This window comes from Pedobacter sp. ok626, from assembly GCF_900100435.1.
Taxonomy (GTDB): domain Bacteria; phylum Bacteroidota; class Bacteroidia; order Sphingobacteriales; family Sphingobacteriaceae; genus Pedobacter.
Genome location: NZ_FNEX01000003.1, coordinates 351,279 through 365,255, shown reverse-complemented (window position 1 = coordinate 365,255; position 13,977 = coordinate 351,279). Strand labels below are relative to the sequence as shown.

Below are 13,977 nucleotides of genomic sequence, written 5' to 3'. Positions count from 1 at the left end.
CTGTTTCTTAATTAAAAAAATCCTTGTAATACATTAAGCCTATTAAAATGATGGAGAGGTAATCTGCCAGTTCTAAGCGCAAAATTCTAAGCGCTTTTCCCATTTGGTTTTCAATCGTTTTTACAGATAAGCCCAGCCGATCTGCAATTTCTTTGTATTTTAATTCTTCAAAGCGACTCATCTGAAATATGGTACGGCATTGCACTGGTAACTTGTTTAATGCCAGTCCAATATTGAATGTTAATTCTGTCATTTCTACTTTTGAAGATGCAGGTTCATTTTTTGTGTTCATGGTATAACTTGCAAAGTCCTGGTACTTGCTCTTAATCTTTTGGTGTTTTAAAAAATTTAGACTGTCGTGGTACACACATTTATAGAGGTACGCTTTTAAGGAAGTTTGAACGGTTAATAAATCTCTCTTTTCCCAGAATTTTAAGAACATGTTCTGAACGATCTCTTCGGCATCATCTTCATCTTTCAAAATAGCATTGGCATAAGCATGTAATGCTTTAAAATGAGCCTTGAACAATTGTTCGAAGGCTTGATCATCATACTGCTGATGCTGGTTATTGGGATTGCTGTAATTCAGTTTCAATGTTTATGTCTTATTCAAGAGTGATCAAATCTATGTACTGTAATTTTGGAAACCAAAAAGTGCCCCGGTTAAGCTTTATAAATACTCTTTTTAGCAACACGTTTTTATCTTCATCTTTGATGTATAAGTAATAATTATTGTCAGTTGCGGATCTTTTAAGGTATAATGGCATTTTTTTATAAGCCCGCAGTCTGATCTCATATTCATCATTTCCTATGGCTTTGCTTTGGATGCCGTATTCCTGTCTTTTTTCTCTGGCACTAAGCGGTTCAAGTTTTTGCGCTTGGTTGTTTTTGAGCCAGAAGCCTTTAATTGGGTCGTTAGGGGATAAAGTCCCATTGCTATTATAGTTGAGTTCATAAACGATGGTTTTTGTTTCTGGTGAACGTTGTATGTAGAATAGGCTGCTTTTTGGTATTTGAAATGCAGCCCGTTCTTGTGCATTGGAAAATTGACTTAACAAAAGGATTATCGTAATAAGGATTAGTGCCGTTCTTACTAATCGTTTAGCTATGTTTTTGGGTGAATCAACCAATTGTAAAGCCTTGCCTGGCTTATGCTTATAGGTTTTTGATGGACTGGCACATATAAAGAATAAGAGCTCTTTTAGCCCGTCGTTGTGCTTTACGTCCTGCAGCATATTCCTATAATCATTAAAGCTCGACATGACAAAATGATTAAAGCTTGATGACTTTGCCTAATCCGTTGATGTCTGCATCTACTTCAGGGTTTCCAATGTAATAGATCTTTCCGCTGCCACTGATATCGGCTTTTAGCTTATCCTGCACTTTTACTTTAGCTTCGCCTTTTCCCGATATATCTACCTCAGCTTTTTTGCAGCTTATTTTCTGAAAATCAGCTTTTCCATCTCCTGATATGTCAATTAAAACTTTATCTGATTCGAAAGCATCTTTTACTACAATTTCGCCAGTACCACTAATGGATAAACTAAAGTAATCTGTTGCTGGGAATGGCCCTTCGATGTTTATTTTACTTGTGCCACCGATGGCTACTTTTTTTATTGCAGGTAGTGTAATGTAGACTTCTACATCGTCGTGCTGAACGTTTGCTTTTTCGTAGCCCAGGTACAAGGTACTGCTCATTAGCGTGGTTTTGAAATAGGGAAGCAGATTGCCTGATCCTTTTAGTTCTACTTTGAATTCTGTTCCATAAGTGATGTATACGGGGTTTGTTCCGTTGGTGTTTATTCCGCTAAACTGGCCTGGTGTACGTAACTCCGTTGTTTTATCGCCACTGGCTGTTATCCGATCTTTGCTGCAGCTTACAAATAGCATACTGATCAATGTAAATAGGGTTAAGGTATTTAATTTCATTTTGTGATGTGTTTGAATGAGTTGTGTTTAAGGTTTAGAAGATATATTGGATTCCGCCACCATAACCAAGGTATAGGGCCTGGAAGTTGCTTCCCCATTTGTTTTCCCAGGTAGTGATGTAATCTTTGTGCAGCTTTAGTCCTTCAATGGTATTGGTGTTTAGGTAGTTTAAGGATGGACCGCCAAAGATTTCAAGGTTGCGTGTGATTTTGAAAGCTGGTAGAAGCCTTAATGATGTTTTGAAATATTCGCCTGCCTTGAAGCTTTCTAAGCCAGTACCTACAATTTCTGTATTTAACCTGAAGGACTTGGTTTGGAATAAGTGTGCGCCTAATCCGGCTTCGAATGCATAGACTTCATCTGAATTTTTGAAGTTGTACCCCATGCCGATAATTCCATAAAGCACTCTGCCGCCTGATCTGAAGGAAAGCATCGTGGTAAGGGTTTCGTCTGTGGTTAAGCTGATGCTTTTCTCGCCGTTTTTAATGAGGTTTATGATGCCAATAGGGTAGTCGCTACTGTCGGCCACATTGATAAATCCAGCAAACTGGGTACCTTTAACTTTTCCTGCAACATTGATAAAACCGGCTATTTGTGATCCTTTAACGTCCTTGGCTTTGTTGATGAAGCCGCCAACCTGGCTGCCGTTGATGTTTGTGGCTTTATTCATAAAGCCGGCTACCTGCAAGCCTTTCACATCTTTTGTTAGATTGGCAAAACCTGAAATTGCAGTGACATCACCACCACCATAGCTGTTTAAAAGACCAGCAACTAGCGCTCCCTTGGCTTGTTTGGCTATATGGTTGGAAACGCCAGCAATTTGAAAGCCTTTGCTGTCGTTGCGAACGATATTGGAAATACCCGCGATAGAAGCGCCTCGCTCTGCAGCCGAAACACCGGCGAGCAGGTGGATGGATAGCGTGTTTGTATCAAGCGGTGCATGGGTGCCGTTGGTGCTAAGCGGATAGATAATACCAAAATGCACTTTAGGCTTATCCTGAGCAAATGATTTTGTTGCTGCCAGGCATAAAATCGTGCATAGGATAGTCTTGAATGTGGGTGTTTGAATGGTTGTTCTGTAAGGTGTAAAGTTCATTTTCGTCTTATTTTAAAATAGGACAACCAAATGAATCTTTACCCCTACGTGGGTTGCAAATATTTTTTTGAGCTTAGGAGTGCTGGCTGATCTTCTGCTTTCCTAAATACAAAACTGTAAGGGCGAGTACCGAACTTAGCACCATGACGCTTACGGTAGGCACAGCTGATTTGACAGCAAAAAGGCTAACGCCAACTGAAGCTAAAGCGCCTACACCCATTTGGATGGCGCCCATTAGGGCTGATGCACTGCCTGCATTTTTTGTAAATGGCAATAAGGAGAGTGCAGAGGTGTTCGGACTTACAAAGCCCAGGCAGCATAAAAATACAAAGAGTAATGCCGTTGTTTCGGTTAGTCCGAACCAACCGTAGATGCTTCCTATAAGAAAAACTACTGCGGTGATGACCTGTATAATTAATGCTGCAGAGATCAACTGTTCGCTGGTATAGCGTCTAAGCATTAATGTATTGACCTGACTTGATCCAATAAAACCTAAAGCAAGGAGTGCAAATATCCATCCGTAGGTTTCTTCGCTAACCTGAAATATCTCCATAAACAACAATGGAGACCCGGAGATATAGGCAAATAGTCCGGAAAAGGCCAAAGCACCTGTTAGCGCATAGGTATAAAACTGTGGTGTTTTAAATACAATCCAAAAATTATTGATGATGGGTTTGGGTTTTAAAGAAAGATTGGTATCGGGCTTATAGCTTTCTGGTAACCACAGCCAACTGGCTATTAAGTTAAAAGTACCTAAACCGAGTAGGATTAAGAATATGGTGTGCCAACCAAATGCAACGGTCACATACCCACCTAACGTTGGGGCCACCATCGGCGAAACGCCCAATACAAGCATTAGCAGTGCAAAGACTTTGGCGTTATCCTTAACTGGAAATAAATCACGTACCATAGCAACTGAGGCTACTGTGGCAGCACAACTACCTAATGCCTGAATGAATCTTAAGCCGATTAAAGTATCAATAGAGGTAGCGACAGCACATCCTGCAGAAGCAAGGATATACACCAATAAGCCAATGTAGAGGGGCTTTTTTCTGCCGAATCTATCCAACAAAGGACCGTAAAGCAATTGTCCGGCTGATATGCCGATAAAAAAACTGGATAGTGATAAAGCTACTCTTGAGGTATTGGTTTGTAGATCTGCTGCAATTGCAGGAAATCCGGGAAGGTACATGTCAATAGAAAAAGGCCCAAGGGCGGTAAGTGAGCCTAGTATCAAAATCAGGCTATAGTATCGTTTTTGAGTCATTGCTTTTTAATAGGGTTAACACAATTTGATGCTACTATAGGGATGCATGATTTTGTGAAGGTTTGCAAATATAATAAATGTGGAGTTAGGGAGTTTGTTTTGCTTTGGTTAGATTAGTGTAACGATAACGTGAAAGGTCTAATTAGATTAATTATTGCTTTATCTTTGTTGAAAGTGCCGTTTGGGCTATAAAATATTAATTGACCGTCTATGTTGTTATATGTTAAGAATATGGTTTGCGACCGTTGTATCATGATAGTGAAACAGCAGTTAGAGAATTTTGGTTTAAAGGTGAATGAAATCACATTAGGCAAAATTGATGTTGAGCCAGCTCCGGATGCGAATAAGTTACAGGACATCGCTTCTGCAATGGAGGTTTTGGGCTTTGAGTTGATTGATAAAGAAAAGGATCAGTTGGTGGAGCAGATTAAAAATCAGGTTATTGAGTTGGTTCATTATTCTGATCTGAACACCATGGACCATAGTTTAACTCAGGTAATTGCCGATAGATTGAATAAAGATTATGCTTATTTGAGCAGACAGTTTTCGGAGGTTGAGGGATTAACTATTGAAAAATATATCATTCAACAGAAAATTGAGAAAGTGAAAGAGTTAATGGAGTATGGAGAACTAAATTTAAATGAGATTGCTTATAAAATGGGGTACAGCAGTAGCGCCCATTTATCTACTCAATTTAAATCGGTTACCGGGCTTACTCCGAGTAAATATAAATCAACAGAATTGAACAATAGAAAGCCCCTGGATAAGATAAATTTGTAACATTAGGGTTTAATATGAGTCGAACCCTGTAAAATATACGCTGAAGATGCCTTTTTATAAACATTATTCCTTTGACCTTTGGTTGACCTTGATTAAATCTAATCCGGCTTTTAAGTTGGAAAGGACAAGGTATTTTTATGATAATTTTAATACTAAAAATAAGACGATAGAAGAAGTTGCCCATATCATTAGGCAAGTAGACCTGATGGTGAATGCCATTAATGAAAAAGCTGGTAAGAACATTGATTCGGAAGAGATGTGTCTTATGGTGATTAGCATCATTAATGATTATTCTACTGCATTTCAGGATATCGATCTGGATAAACTGTATGATGATATGGAGGCTTTAGTGTTTAAAAATATGCCTTTATTATACGGTTCTGATTCTATCGACGTTTTATATAAACTGAAGGAAACTTATCAAAGTACGATTAGTATCTTAAGTAATACAGGATTTATAAAGGGTAGAACTTTAAGAAAGGTATTGAAACATTTGGAATTGGATAGTTTTATTGATTTCCAGCTGTATTCGGACGAAGTACGAATGTCTAAACCCAATTTAAACTTTTTCCAGTTGATGTTGGATAGTATTGACAGGGAAAAGCATGCTAATATTAGTTTAAGCGAGATTATACATGTAGGGGATAACCCTCATGCAGATATACGTGGTGCCGAAGCTATAGGTATTCATAGCTTGCTGATCAATTCAAATCATTTATCCATTTCAAATTTACTCTCATGATCCCATATACCTATTCTTTGCACAAAATTGACAACAGCAGCAATTTTGGTTTTCATCCCGATAATTACAGTAAGTTTAAGTTCGGTGATGACCTTGTAGCCAGGGCCTTTGGGGAAGCGCTAGCTGATGGATTTATTAAGGATACTTTGGTTGATAATCCCATTACGGATCAAATTGTAGTGATTTCGAGTCCGTATTGCTTCATCCCTACCGCAACTTTTGCGATGAAAAATTATTTTGTCTACCAATTGAATCACTGGCTGGCAGAAAACGGGATGCCGGTAGCTCAGGAAGCAAAAGTACATCGTACCATTACTTATAAGGAAGATTATGGGGAACTAAGCGCAGAAGATAGAATGAAATTGATCGGTAACGATTCCTTTCATATTGATAAGGACTTTCTAGCTGGTAAGATTTTAGTTTTTTTGGATGATATTAAAATAACAGGGAGTCATGAAAGGATGATCCTGAGAATGGTTAAAGATTATTCGTTGAAAAACGAAATACATATGTTGTATTTTGCTGAGCTGGTAAATCACGATATTCATCCCAATATAGAAAACCACTTAAATTACCATAGCGTAAAGTCGATCTTTGATCTGGAAGGAATTATTAAAAGTGGTAATTTTTGTTTTAACACCAGGATTGTTAAATATATCTTAAATTGCGATTTTAGTAGCTTCTCTATTTTCCTGGAACGGCAGAGTAATGATTTCATTAGAAATCTTTATAACCTCGCATTAGGGAATAGCTACCATACGATAGAAAGCTATTCTAAAAATTTAAACTTTATAAAGAACTACTTAAATAATAAAAAATATAAATTGATTTAATATGGCCATTAATCTTCAAAAAGGACAAAGAGAAAATATTGATGCTCCTAAATTCACTATTGGTTTAGGATGGGATACGAATAGTTCTACAACTGGAACTGCTTTTGACTTAGATGCTTCTGTTTTTATGTTGGATGCAAACAAGAAATTGGTTTCGGATGAACATTTGGTATTTTACAATAATTTAAAGTCGCCAGATGGCTCTGTTGAGCATACTGGTGATAATTTAACAGGTGATGGTGATGGCGACGATGAGCAAATTAAAGTTGATTTGACCAAAGCAGGTGGAAGTGTAGCTGAAATCTGTATTGTAGTTACTATTCATGATGCGGAAAACAGAAGACAGAATTTTGGACAGGTAAGAAATTCATTTGTACGGATTTTTGATGCTGTTACCAATGAGGTGCTGCTTAAGTATGAGTTGGAAGAAGATTTTTCTATCGAAACGGCTGTTGAATTCGGAAGGATTTACAAACGTGATGACAAATGGAAATTTGAAGCAGTTGGAATGGGAATGAAAGGTGGTTTACAGGATTATTTAAATAAATATCAATAAGAAATTATGGCAATTAATCTTCAAAAAGGACAACGTATTAGTCTTGAAAAGAGCAATGGTAGCAAACTTCAGAGTGTTTGTGTAGGTATCAATTGGGGCGCGATAGAGAAAAAAGGAGTGTTTGGCTTTGGGAAAACCAAAGAGGCAGTTGATTTGGATGCCAGTTGTGCTTTGTTTACTGAAAATAAAGATCTTGTAGATGTAGTTTATTTTGGTAGCCTGCTTTCGAAAGACGGTTCTGTAAAACATAGTGGTGACGATTTGACTGGTGATATGGGCGGTGATGATGGTTTGGATAATGAAGTGATCACACTTGATTTTTCTAGGCTAAATGCTAACGTAAACTATGTGGCGTTTGTATTAAACAGCTTTAGAGGTCATGATTTCGGAACTATTCCTTTTGCATCGATTCGTATTTATGAAGGTACACCTAAGCGTGTGAATGAGGTATTTGCAACCTATGATATTGCAAATGGTTCTAACTTCGCTGGTCACGTTTCTATGGTGATGGGTGTATTTTACAAGAAAAACGGTGAATGGAAATTCAATGCAATAGGCGAGCCTACTAAAGATAAGAAACTGGAAGAAACAGTTAAAACCGTAACTCAAAGTTATTTATAAGGGTTAACCTTGATTATATAAAACTATGGAAACAAACCAAAATACTACTCAGTCGCTTACTCCGACAAAGATTGATAAGGAAGGTAATGTTGATCTGACTGTTCTTTCTGCTGAGGATGAGCAAAAGTATAGGGAGATGAGCAAGTCTTTGGAGCCATCTGACGTTAATTCTATTTTGAATTATGGGGTAGAGGCACAAAACTCTATGGAGAAGTACAGTAACGATTTTTTATCGTCTGTGCGTACTTACAATAGTGGTGAAGTTGGTGGTTTAATTAATGAATTGCTTACGGAACTGAATTATATTGATGTTTCTGAGTTAGAGCAAAGCGGTTTTAAATCTTTTATCTCTAAAATTCCATTTTTAAAGAATTTGGTGGTTGATGTTAAAAAACTATTTCAGAAATATGATGTAGTAGTAAATAACATTGATAAGATTACGAATAAGGTTAAAGCAGGGCGTTTGAACTCTATTAAAGACAACAGTTCTTTGCAAACCATGTTTGATAGCAATGTAGGCTATATTCATCAGATGGAGGAGTTGATTATTTCTGGTCAGTTTAAGTACAATGAGTTGAGTACTAAACTAGCTGAAATGGAAGGCCGACCTGCGGATTATCAGGATTACGAAATTGCTGATCTTAGGGATTTTATCAGTAGACTTGATAAAAGGCTGGCAGATATGAAAATAGTAAGGTTTATTATGTTGCAATCTCTTGCTCAAATCAGAGTGGTACAGAACAACAATACTTCTATCGCAGAAAAAGCCCAGTCTATCGTTTCTACGACTATTCCTGTTTGGAAAAACCAGTTGACTATTGCTGTGGCTTTACAAAGGCAAAAGGCCAATGTTGAGATGCAGAAAAAGATTTCGGATACTACGAATACGATTTTGCAGAAAAATGCAGAGATGCTGAAACAGAATAGTATTGATGTGGCTAAAGAGAACGAAAAAACAGTAGTTTCATTGGATACATTAAAAAGAACTACTCAGTCATTAATCGAAACCTTAAATGAGGTTAAGAAAATTCATGAGGAAGGCGCTCAAAGCAGAAGGGTATTGGATGGGGAATTGAAAACTTTAGAAACTGAACTGAAGAAGAATGTGACCCGCGTTAATTAGGTTTAACAAATGGATGAACGCCATGTAAATATTTTAAGAGAATCACGTACAGAGATCAGCCGTTTACAGCTGCTCTCTGTATTTTTCGAGGAGGAAGCTGTATATAAAATTTATTTACGGAGTCAGGTAATTCATCAGCTATTTGAAAATAATGATGAGCTCGATATTGATAAGCTTGAATTGTTTCATGTTCAGTTTACAAGTAGTTTAATTGAACTTTTAAGGAAGATCAAAAAGAGTAACGAAAAGAATGTTACGCTTATTTATGATGAAATTCAGCTGAATAAGGAGCTGATTGCGAATATGGGTGATTCTGTTTTTACAGAAAAGAATTTTAACCTGGATAAGCAAAAACAGGCGCTCAAAATCAATTTGTCTTTAAGAAAGTTGTTTCAGTCGCTTTCTGACTTTACCGAAGAATTTCCGTTTGCCAAGCATATCAATACTTTTAGCTCTAGATACTCGAGAGATTTTTACTATGATATTTCTGCTGAGCAATTGGGGTTATTGATTGATTACGATCCTAAGGATGTGTATGCGGATACGCATGCTGTGATCCATAAAAAATTAATGGGCTTATTGTGTAAACATGATTTCAGAACTGAGTTTTTTGCTGGATTGAAGGCGGGTCAATTGATTATTGAAGTGTATAAGTTTGTTGATGTTGATCGCTACTTTATTTTTTTTCCGAGCAGGAACTTGTTTTTGTTTTGTGATCTGACAAAACTGGACGGGATTGACTGGACCAACCACTTATCTGAAAAGGGGAGGTTGATTCAGGAATTGTCTTACAAGAACGATAAGCTGGAAAGCGAAGCGGTGGCACTGAAGACTTATATTCCAAAGGAAATCATCACCTTGCTTGAAGAGAACTATGTGAAGATCTCGGACATTAATTTCCTGGATCACCTGAATAATTTTGATGTTCAGGCCAATATTTTAAAATCGATGCTGAAAACTGATCTTTTTTAGCATTTTTATTACCAGTATCACACAATAAAGAAATATAAATAAAAGATGGATAATATGATTAATCACCCCGGTGTTATTATCGGGTTTGCAGTTGTAGTAGTAGTAATGCTGCTTTTAGATTTGGGCGTTTTTAATAAGAAGGTGCATGCCGTGACCAGTAAGGAGGCTGCGATATGGTCGGTAGTTTGGATTTCCTTATCCATGCTGTTTAGTGGTGTAATTTATCTGACTTCTGGTTTTGAGAAATTTACCCAGTTCCAGTCGGCATATTGGATAGAAAAGGCCTTATCGGTTGATAACCTGTTTGTTTTTATATTGGTTTTTGGCTTTTTTAATGTACCTAAGGAATTACATCATAAGGTGTTGTTTTGGGGCATTATCGGTGCATTGTTATTCAGAGCCATCTTTATTTTTGCAGGTGTAGGATTGATTAATCTTACTTATTTGCCTGAAATGAGCATATTTGGCTTCCTGGTAAAGATCAATATTGTATTGCTTCTTTTTGGTTTGTTTCTTATTTATGCTGGTATTAAATCCTGGGTTGCGAGTGATGACGATGATGAGGAAAAGGATTTTAGTAAAAGCCCTGGTGCCAGAGTGATTTATAAGTTTTTTAAAGTGAGTAAGGAGTTTGATGGTGGCAAATTTTTTACTGTTGAAAACGGAATTAAAATGGCTACACCTTTATTGGTTGTTGTTGCGGTAATTGAGTTTACGGATTTATTGTTTGCGGTAGATTCTATTCCTGCGATTTTTGCCATTGCTCCGGATGATCCTTTGATTTTATATACCTCTAATATATTTGCCATATTGGGTTTAAGAGCACTTTATTTCCTTCTGGCTAACTTTATCCATATGTTTAGCTTATTGAAATACGGTTTGGCAATTATTCTGGCGTTTATTGGTGTTAAAATGGTTATTGCTCCGTTTTACCATATCTCATCTCCATTGTCGCTATCGATTGTAGGCGGGGTATTGATTCTTTCGGTTATTGCATCGCTTATCTTTGCACCAAAAGAAGAGGCTGTAGCTAAAAAGCTTGATTAAGTAATCTTTAATATAAAAAAGGGCGGCCGTATCGTATGATACAGCCGCCCTTTTTTATTGGATGAATCTATTGATTAAAACAATGAAAACTCAACACGACGGTTTTTCTGACGACCTTCGGCTGTTTTGTTTGAAGCTATTGGTTGGTTTGGACCGTAACCTGTTGCTTCAATACGTGAAGCATTTGCTCCTTGTGATACTAAGTAAGCTTTGATTGCTTCTGCTCTATCTTTAGATAAACGTAAGTTTAATGCCATTGAACCTGTGTTATCTGTATGACCAGCTAGTTTTAAGCTAAAGTTTTTGGCAACCAATAATTCTGCTACTTTGTTTAAAGTTGCATAAGAAGTAGGGCGGATAGTAGCTTTACCTAAGTCGAACTCTAAGTTTTTGATGGCTTCATCAACAACTTTACGATCTGCTTCTGTAACTACAACTTTGGTTTCTTTAATGATTTCACGTTGAACTTTGATTGGGCAACCTGAACCATCTACGACTGTACCAGATTTTGTACCTGGACATTTATCGAATTTATTTGCAACACCATCGTTGTCTTCATCGCCCATGTCTTTAGCATATTGCGCTCTGTCTCTTTCTGCATTTTGTTCAGCAGTCGACAATGCTCTTCTCAACTCAGCACTTTCTTCAGCAGTTTGGGTACGTAAGTTAGCCAATGAACTGTAGTTTTGTAATTGAGGTTTTTCTTTGCTCCCCAATGCAAATTCTAAACCAGCGTGTCCATAAGAGAACTTATCGAATTTACCGGTATTAAGACCATCAAAATCTCCTCTTTTAACGAAGTTAACATCGTAACCAAAGTCTAAATTGATGCCTTTAGCGATACCCAATTTAAAACCAGCTCCTACAGGAATGAAATACCCGTCTTTGTATGGTTGGCCATTAACCGTACTTCCGGTTGTAACATCCGCGCTTGCTGATAAATAACCTGCTCCAGCTTTTACGTAAGGAATAAGTATTGCGTTTTCTTTGTTGATGTTAATGTTAGCCAGATTGTAAACTGCTGTTAAAGCTGCAGACCATTCTAGTTTTGTTTCAAAGCTTGTATTGTTAGTGTAAGTAGGGTTGTTATTTCCATCCAAACCACTGAACGCTCTTAAGCCTTCTACTTTACCAGCTAAGAAATCAGCTTGTATACCTAAAGCAGGTAAGATTTGTTTTTTGATGTAACCACCATATCCAAGTGCTTCTTTAGCAGCTTGATAATCACGAGTGTTGCCATTAAAGATTGTATTTGAACTTAGTACGCCTGCATGTGCGCCAACTGACCACGTGCGAAAACTCTTTTCTGAAAATCTACTTGCCGGTTGGTCCTGTGCAAATAGTTGCGTTGATAGCCCTATAAGGGACAGCGCTAAGGCTGTTTTTGTAATTTTAGAATTCATATCCTTCTATTTATATGTTAATTGTGCGGCTTTAATATTACCGAACGATTACCTACTTGTAATAACCTTGCCAAAGCTATTTTTCTTAATTATTAATTTTGAATGATCTAATAATCAGTGCTTTATTTGGAATGTGTTATTTTGAAGAAGAAATGTTTTTATAGTTTACGCGACGGGAAATATGTATAGTATTTGCTACAATTTTAGCTTTTGGTCGAGAATCTACAGCTCATAGGTATCACCCTTTTTAGGTATCTCGACTTGATAGTGCTCTTGTTCCAGTGCGGCTGACAAGTCATGAAGACATTTTATATCACCATGAACTAGAAATACCTTTTTTAAAGTTTTTGGATCTTGCTGTTTGACTGTATTTAAAAGATCACTTTGATCTCCGTGGCCACTTAGTAGATCTGTTTGCTTTATCGTAGCATATACCATAAGATCGCGATTGCGCAATCGTACGATAGGGTCGCCTCTTAGTAGTCTGTTTCCGAGTGTGCCTTTGGCGCAGTAACCAATAAATAATATGGTGCAATAGTAATTTTGAATGTTATAGTATAGATGGTCTTGTATTCTACCACCTTCGAGCATTCCGGCAGAAGATATAATGATGCAAGGTTCGTGATAGTTGCTTATTGACGTGCTTTCTCGCTTATCGTGTACATAGGAAAGTTCTTTAAACTCTGATTGCCCATCCTGAGTGTTATAGAAGTCTTGCGCTTCTTTATTAAGATAAGGGAGATGTTGTTGATAGATCTCTGTAGCTGAGCTGGCCAGGGGGCTATCTATGAATATTTTTACCGGGGGCAATAGCTTTTTGCTGAATATTTTATTTAGGGCGTAAGCCAGTGCTTGTGTCCGACCTATACTAAATGCGGGAATAATCAGTCTTCCTGGAAATTTAATGCAGGACTCCGTGATGGTTTCTATTAATTTTTGTTCGAGTGTGGTGTCGTTATTATGAAATCTACCGCCATAAGTAGATTCGGAAACCAGATAATCTACTTGTGGGATGGGTTGTGGATCTACAAGGAGGGGGTAATTCTTTCTACCTATATCTCCGGTAAACGCAATTTTTTTGGTAATGCCGTTTTCAATTACGGTTAAAACTATTGCCGCCGCCCCTAGCAAGTGTCCGATTGGGATGAAGGTTAAGGATAGCTGGTCATTTATACGGAATTCTTTATTGAAATCGATGGTAATGAAGCGTTCGACAGTTTCTTGGACATGTTTATGTAGGTACAATGGTTCTGGGCCTGATCTGTGCTTTCTGGATCGCGACTGACGGTTTTGCTTGCTTAGAAAGATGTTTACAGAATCTAATAAAAGTACATTGGTCAAATCTGCCGTTGGCGGAGTGCATAGGATTTGTCCATTGAAGCCCATTCTGACCAGGGTAGGGAGGTTGCCTGAATGATCAATGTGGGCATGGGTTAATATGACAACATCTATGCTCGCCGGATCGAATGGAAAGTACAGATTTTCCCTTTGAAAGGTCTCTTTCTCATAATCAAGTCCACAATCAATGAGTACGTTATAGTTGTTTAATTGTAACAGATGCATACTTCCAGTTACCTGTTGGGCTGCACCTAAGATTGTCAGTTTCAT

15 protein-coding genes are annotated in these 13,977 nt (G+C 37.5%); 8 read left to right on the top strand and 7 right to left on the bottom strand.

Annotation, left to right across the window (positions count from 1 at the left end; all coding sequences use genetic code 11):
- Positions 1–7 precede the first annotated feature (7 nt).
- From BLS35_RS05875 to BLS35_RS05855, 5 genes are all read right to left on the bottom strand, one after another.
- A complete protein-coding gene (locus BLS35_RS05875; protein WP_090778748.1) occupies positions 8–595 on the bottom strand; it encodes an RNA polymerase sigma-70 factor in 588 nt (195 codons plus the stop codon).
- Between the two features lie 10 nt (positions 596–605).
- A complete protein-coding gene (locus BLS35_RS05870) occupies positions 606–1,262 on the bottom strand; it encodes a DUF4833 domain-containing protein (protein WP_090778746.1) in 657 nt (218 codons plus the stop codon).
- A gap of 10 nt (positions 1,263–1,272) precedes the next feature.
- On the bottom strand, positions 1,273–1,929 hold the full coding sequence (locus BLS35_RS05865; RefSeq protein WP_090778744.1) for a GIN domain-containing protein: 657 nt from the start codon (positions 1,927–1,929) through the stop codon (positions 1,273–1,275).
- Positions 1,930–1,963: 34 nt separating this feature from the next.
- A complete protein-coding gene (locus BLS35_RS05860; protein WP_090778742.1) occupies positions 1,964–3,025 on the bottom strand; it encodes a hypothetical protein in 1,062 nt (353 codons plus the stop codon).
- A gap of 73 nt (positions 3,026–3,098) precedes the next feature.
- Positions 3,099–4,292 carry a multidrug effflux MFS transporter gene (locus BLS35_RS05855; protein WP_090778740.1) on the bottom strand — a complete coding sequence of 398 codons (1,194 nt, stop codon included), beginning with the start codon at positions 4,290–4,292 and terminating at the stop codon, positions 3,099–3,101.
- Between the two features lie 210 nt (positions 4,293–4,502).
- Between BLS35_RS05855 and BLS35_RS05850 the strand changes: the two genes are divergently transcribed.
- Genes BLS35_RS05850 through BLS35_RS05815 form a run of 8 tightly spaced genes read left to right on the top strand, consistent with a single transcriptional unit; the run spans position 4,503 to position 10,966 of the window.
- Positions 4,503–5,072 carry a helix-turn-helix domain-containing protein gene (locus tag BLS35_RS05850; RefSeq protein WP_090778737.1) on the top strand — a complete coding sequence of 190 codons (570 nt, stop codon included), beginning with the start codon at positions 4,503–4,505 and terminating at the stop codon, positions 5,070–5,072.
- A 46-nt stretch (positions 5,073–5,118) separates the two neighbouring features.
- A complete protein-coding gene (locus tag BLS35_RS05845; RefSeq protein ID WP_090778735.1) occupies positions 5,119–5,814 on the top strand; it encodes an HAD family hydrolase in 696 nt (231 codons plus the stop codon).
- Positions 5,811–6,647 carry a phosphoribosyltransferase family protein gene (locus tag BLS35_RS05840; protein ID WP_090778734.1) on the top strand — a complete coding sequence of 279 codons (837 nt, stop codon included), beginning with the start codon at positions 5,811–5,813 and terminating at the stop codon, positions 6,645–6,647. Before BLS35_RS05845 ends, BLS35_RS05840 begins: the two co-directional genes overlap by 4 nt.
- 1 nt (position 6,648) lies before the next feature.
- On the top strand, positions 6,649–7,203 hold the full coding sequence (locus tag BLS35_RS05835) for a TerD family protein (protein WP_090778733.1): 555 nt from the start codon (positions 6,649–6,651) through the stop codon (positions 7,201–7,203).
- A gap of 6 nt (positions 7,204–7,209) precedes the next feature.
- The gene (locus BLS35_RS05830) at positions 7,210–7,824 is read left to right on the top strand and encodes a TerD family protein (RefSeq protein ID WP_090778731.1); all 615 of its coding nucleotides are present in this window, start codon (positions 7,210–7,212) and stop codon (positions 7,822–7,824) included.
- A gap of 25 nt (positions 7,825–7,849) precedes the next feature.
- Positions 7,850–8,947: a toxic anion resistance protein gene (locus tag BLS35_RS05825; protein ID WP_090778729.1), complete on the top strand. Its 1,098-nt coding sequence runs from the start codon at positions 7,850–7,852 to the stop codon at positions 8,945–8,947.
- Positions 8,948–8,956: 9 nt separating this feature from the next.
- Positions 8,957–9,919: a hypothetical protein gene (locus tag BLS35_RS05820; protein WP_090778728.1), complete on the top strand. Its 963-nt coding sequence runs from the start codon at positions 8,957–8,959 to the stop codon at positions 9,917–9,919.
- Between the two features lie 45 nt (positions 9,920–9,964).
- Positions 9,965–10,966: a TerC/Alx family metal homeostasis membrane protein gene (locus BLS35_RS05815; protein ID WP_090778726.1), complete on the top strand. Its 1,002-nt coding sequence runs from the start codon at positions 9,965–9,967 to the stop codon at positions 10,964–10,966.
- Positions 10,967–11,040: 74 nt separating this feature from the next.
- Here the strand turns inward: BLS35_RS05815 and BLS35_RS05810 are convergent, their stop codons facing one another.
- Both BLS35_RS05810 and BLS35_RS05805 read right to left on the bottom strand, forming a co-directional pair.
- The gene (locus tag BLS35_RS05810; RefSeq protein WP_090778724.1) at positions 11,041–12,369 is read right to left on the bottom strand and encodes an OmpA family protein; all 1,329 of its coding nucleotides are present in this window, start codon (positions 12,367–12,369) and stop codon (positions 11,041–11,043) included.
- A 222-nt stretch (positions 12,370–12,591) separates the two neighbouring features.
- Positions 12,592–13,977, bottom strand: a complete 1,386-nt coding sequence (locus BLS35_RS05805; protein ID WP_090778990.1) for an MBL fold metallo-hydrolase — start codon at positions 13,975–13,977, stop codon at positions 12,592–12,594.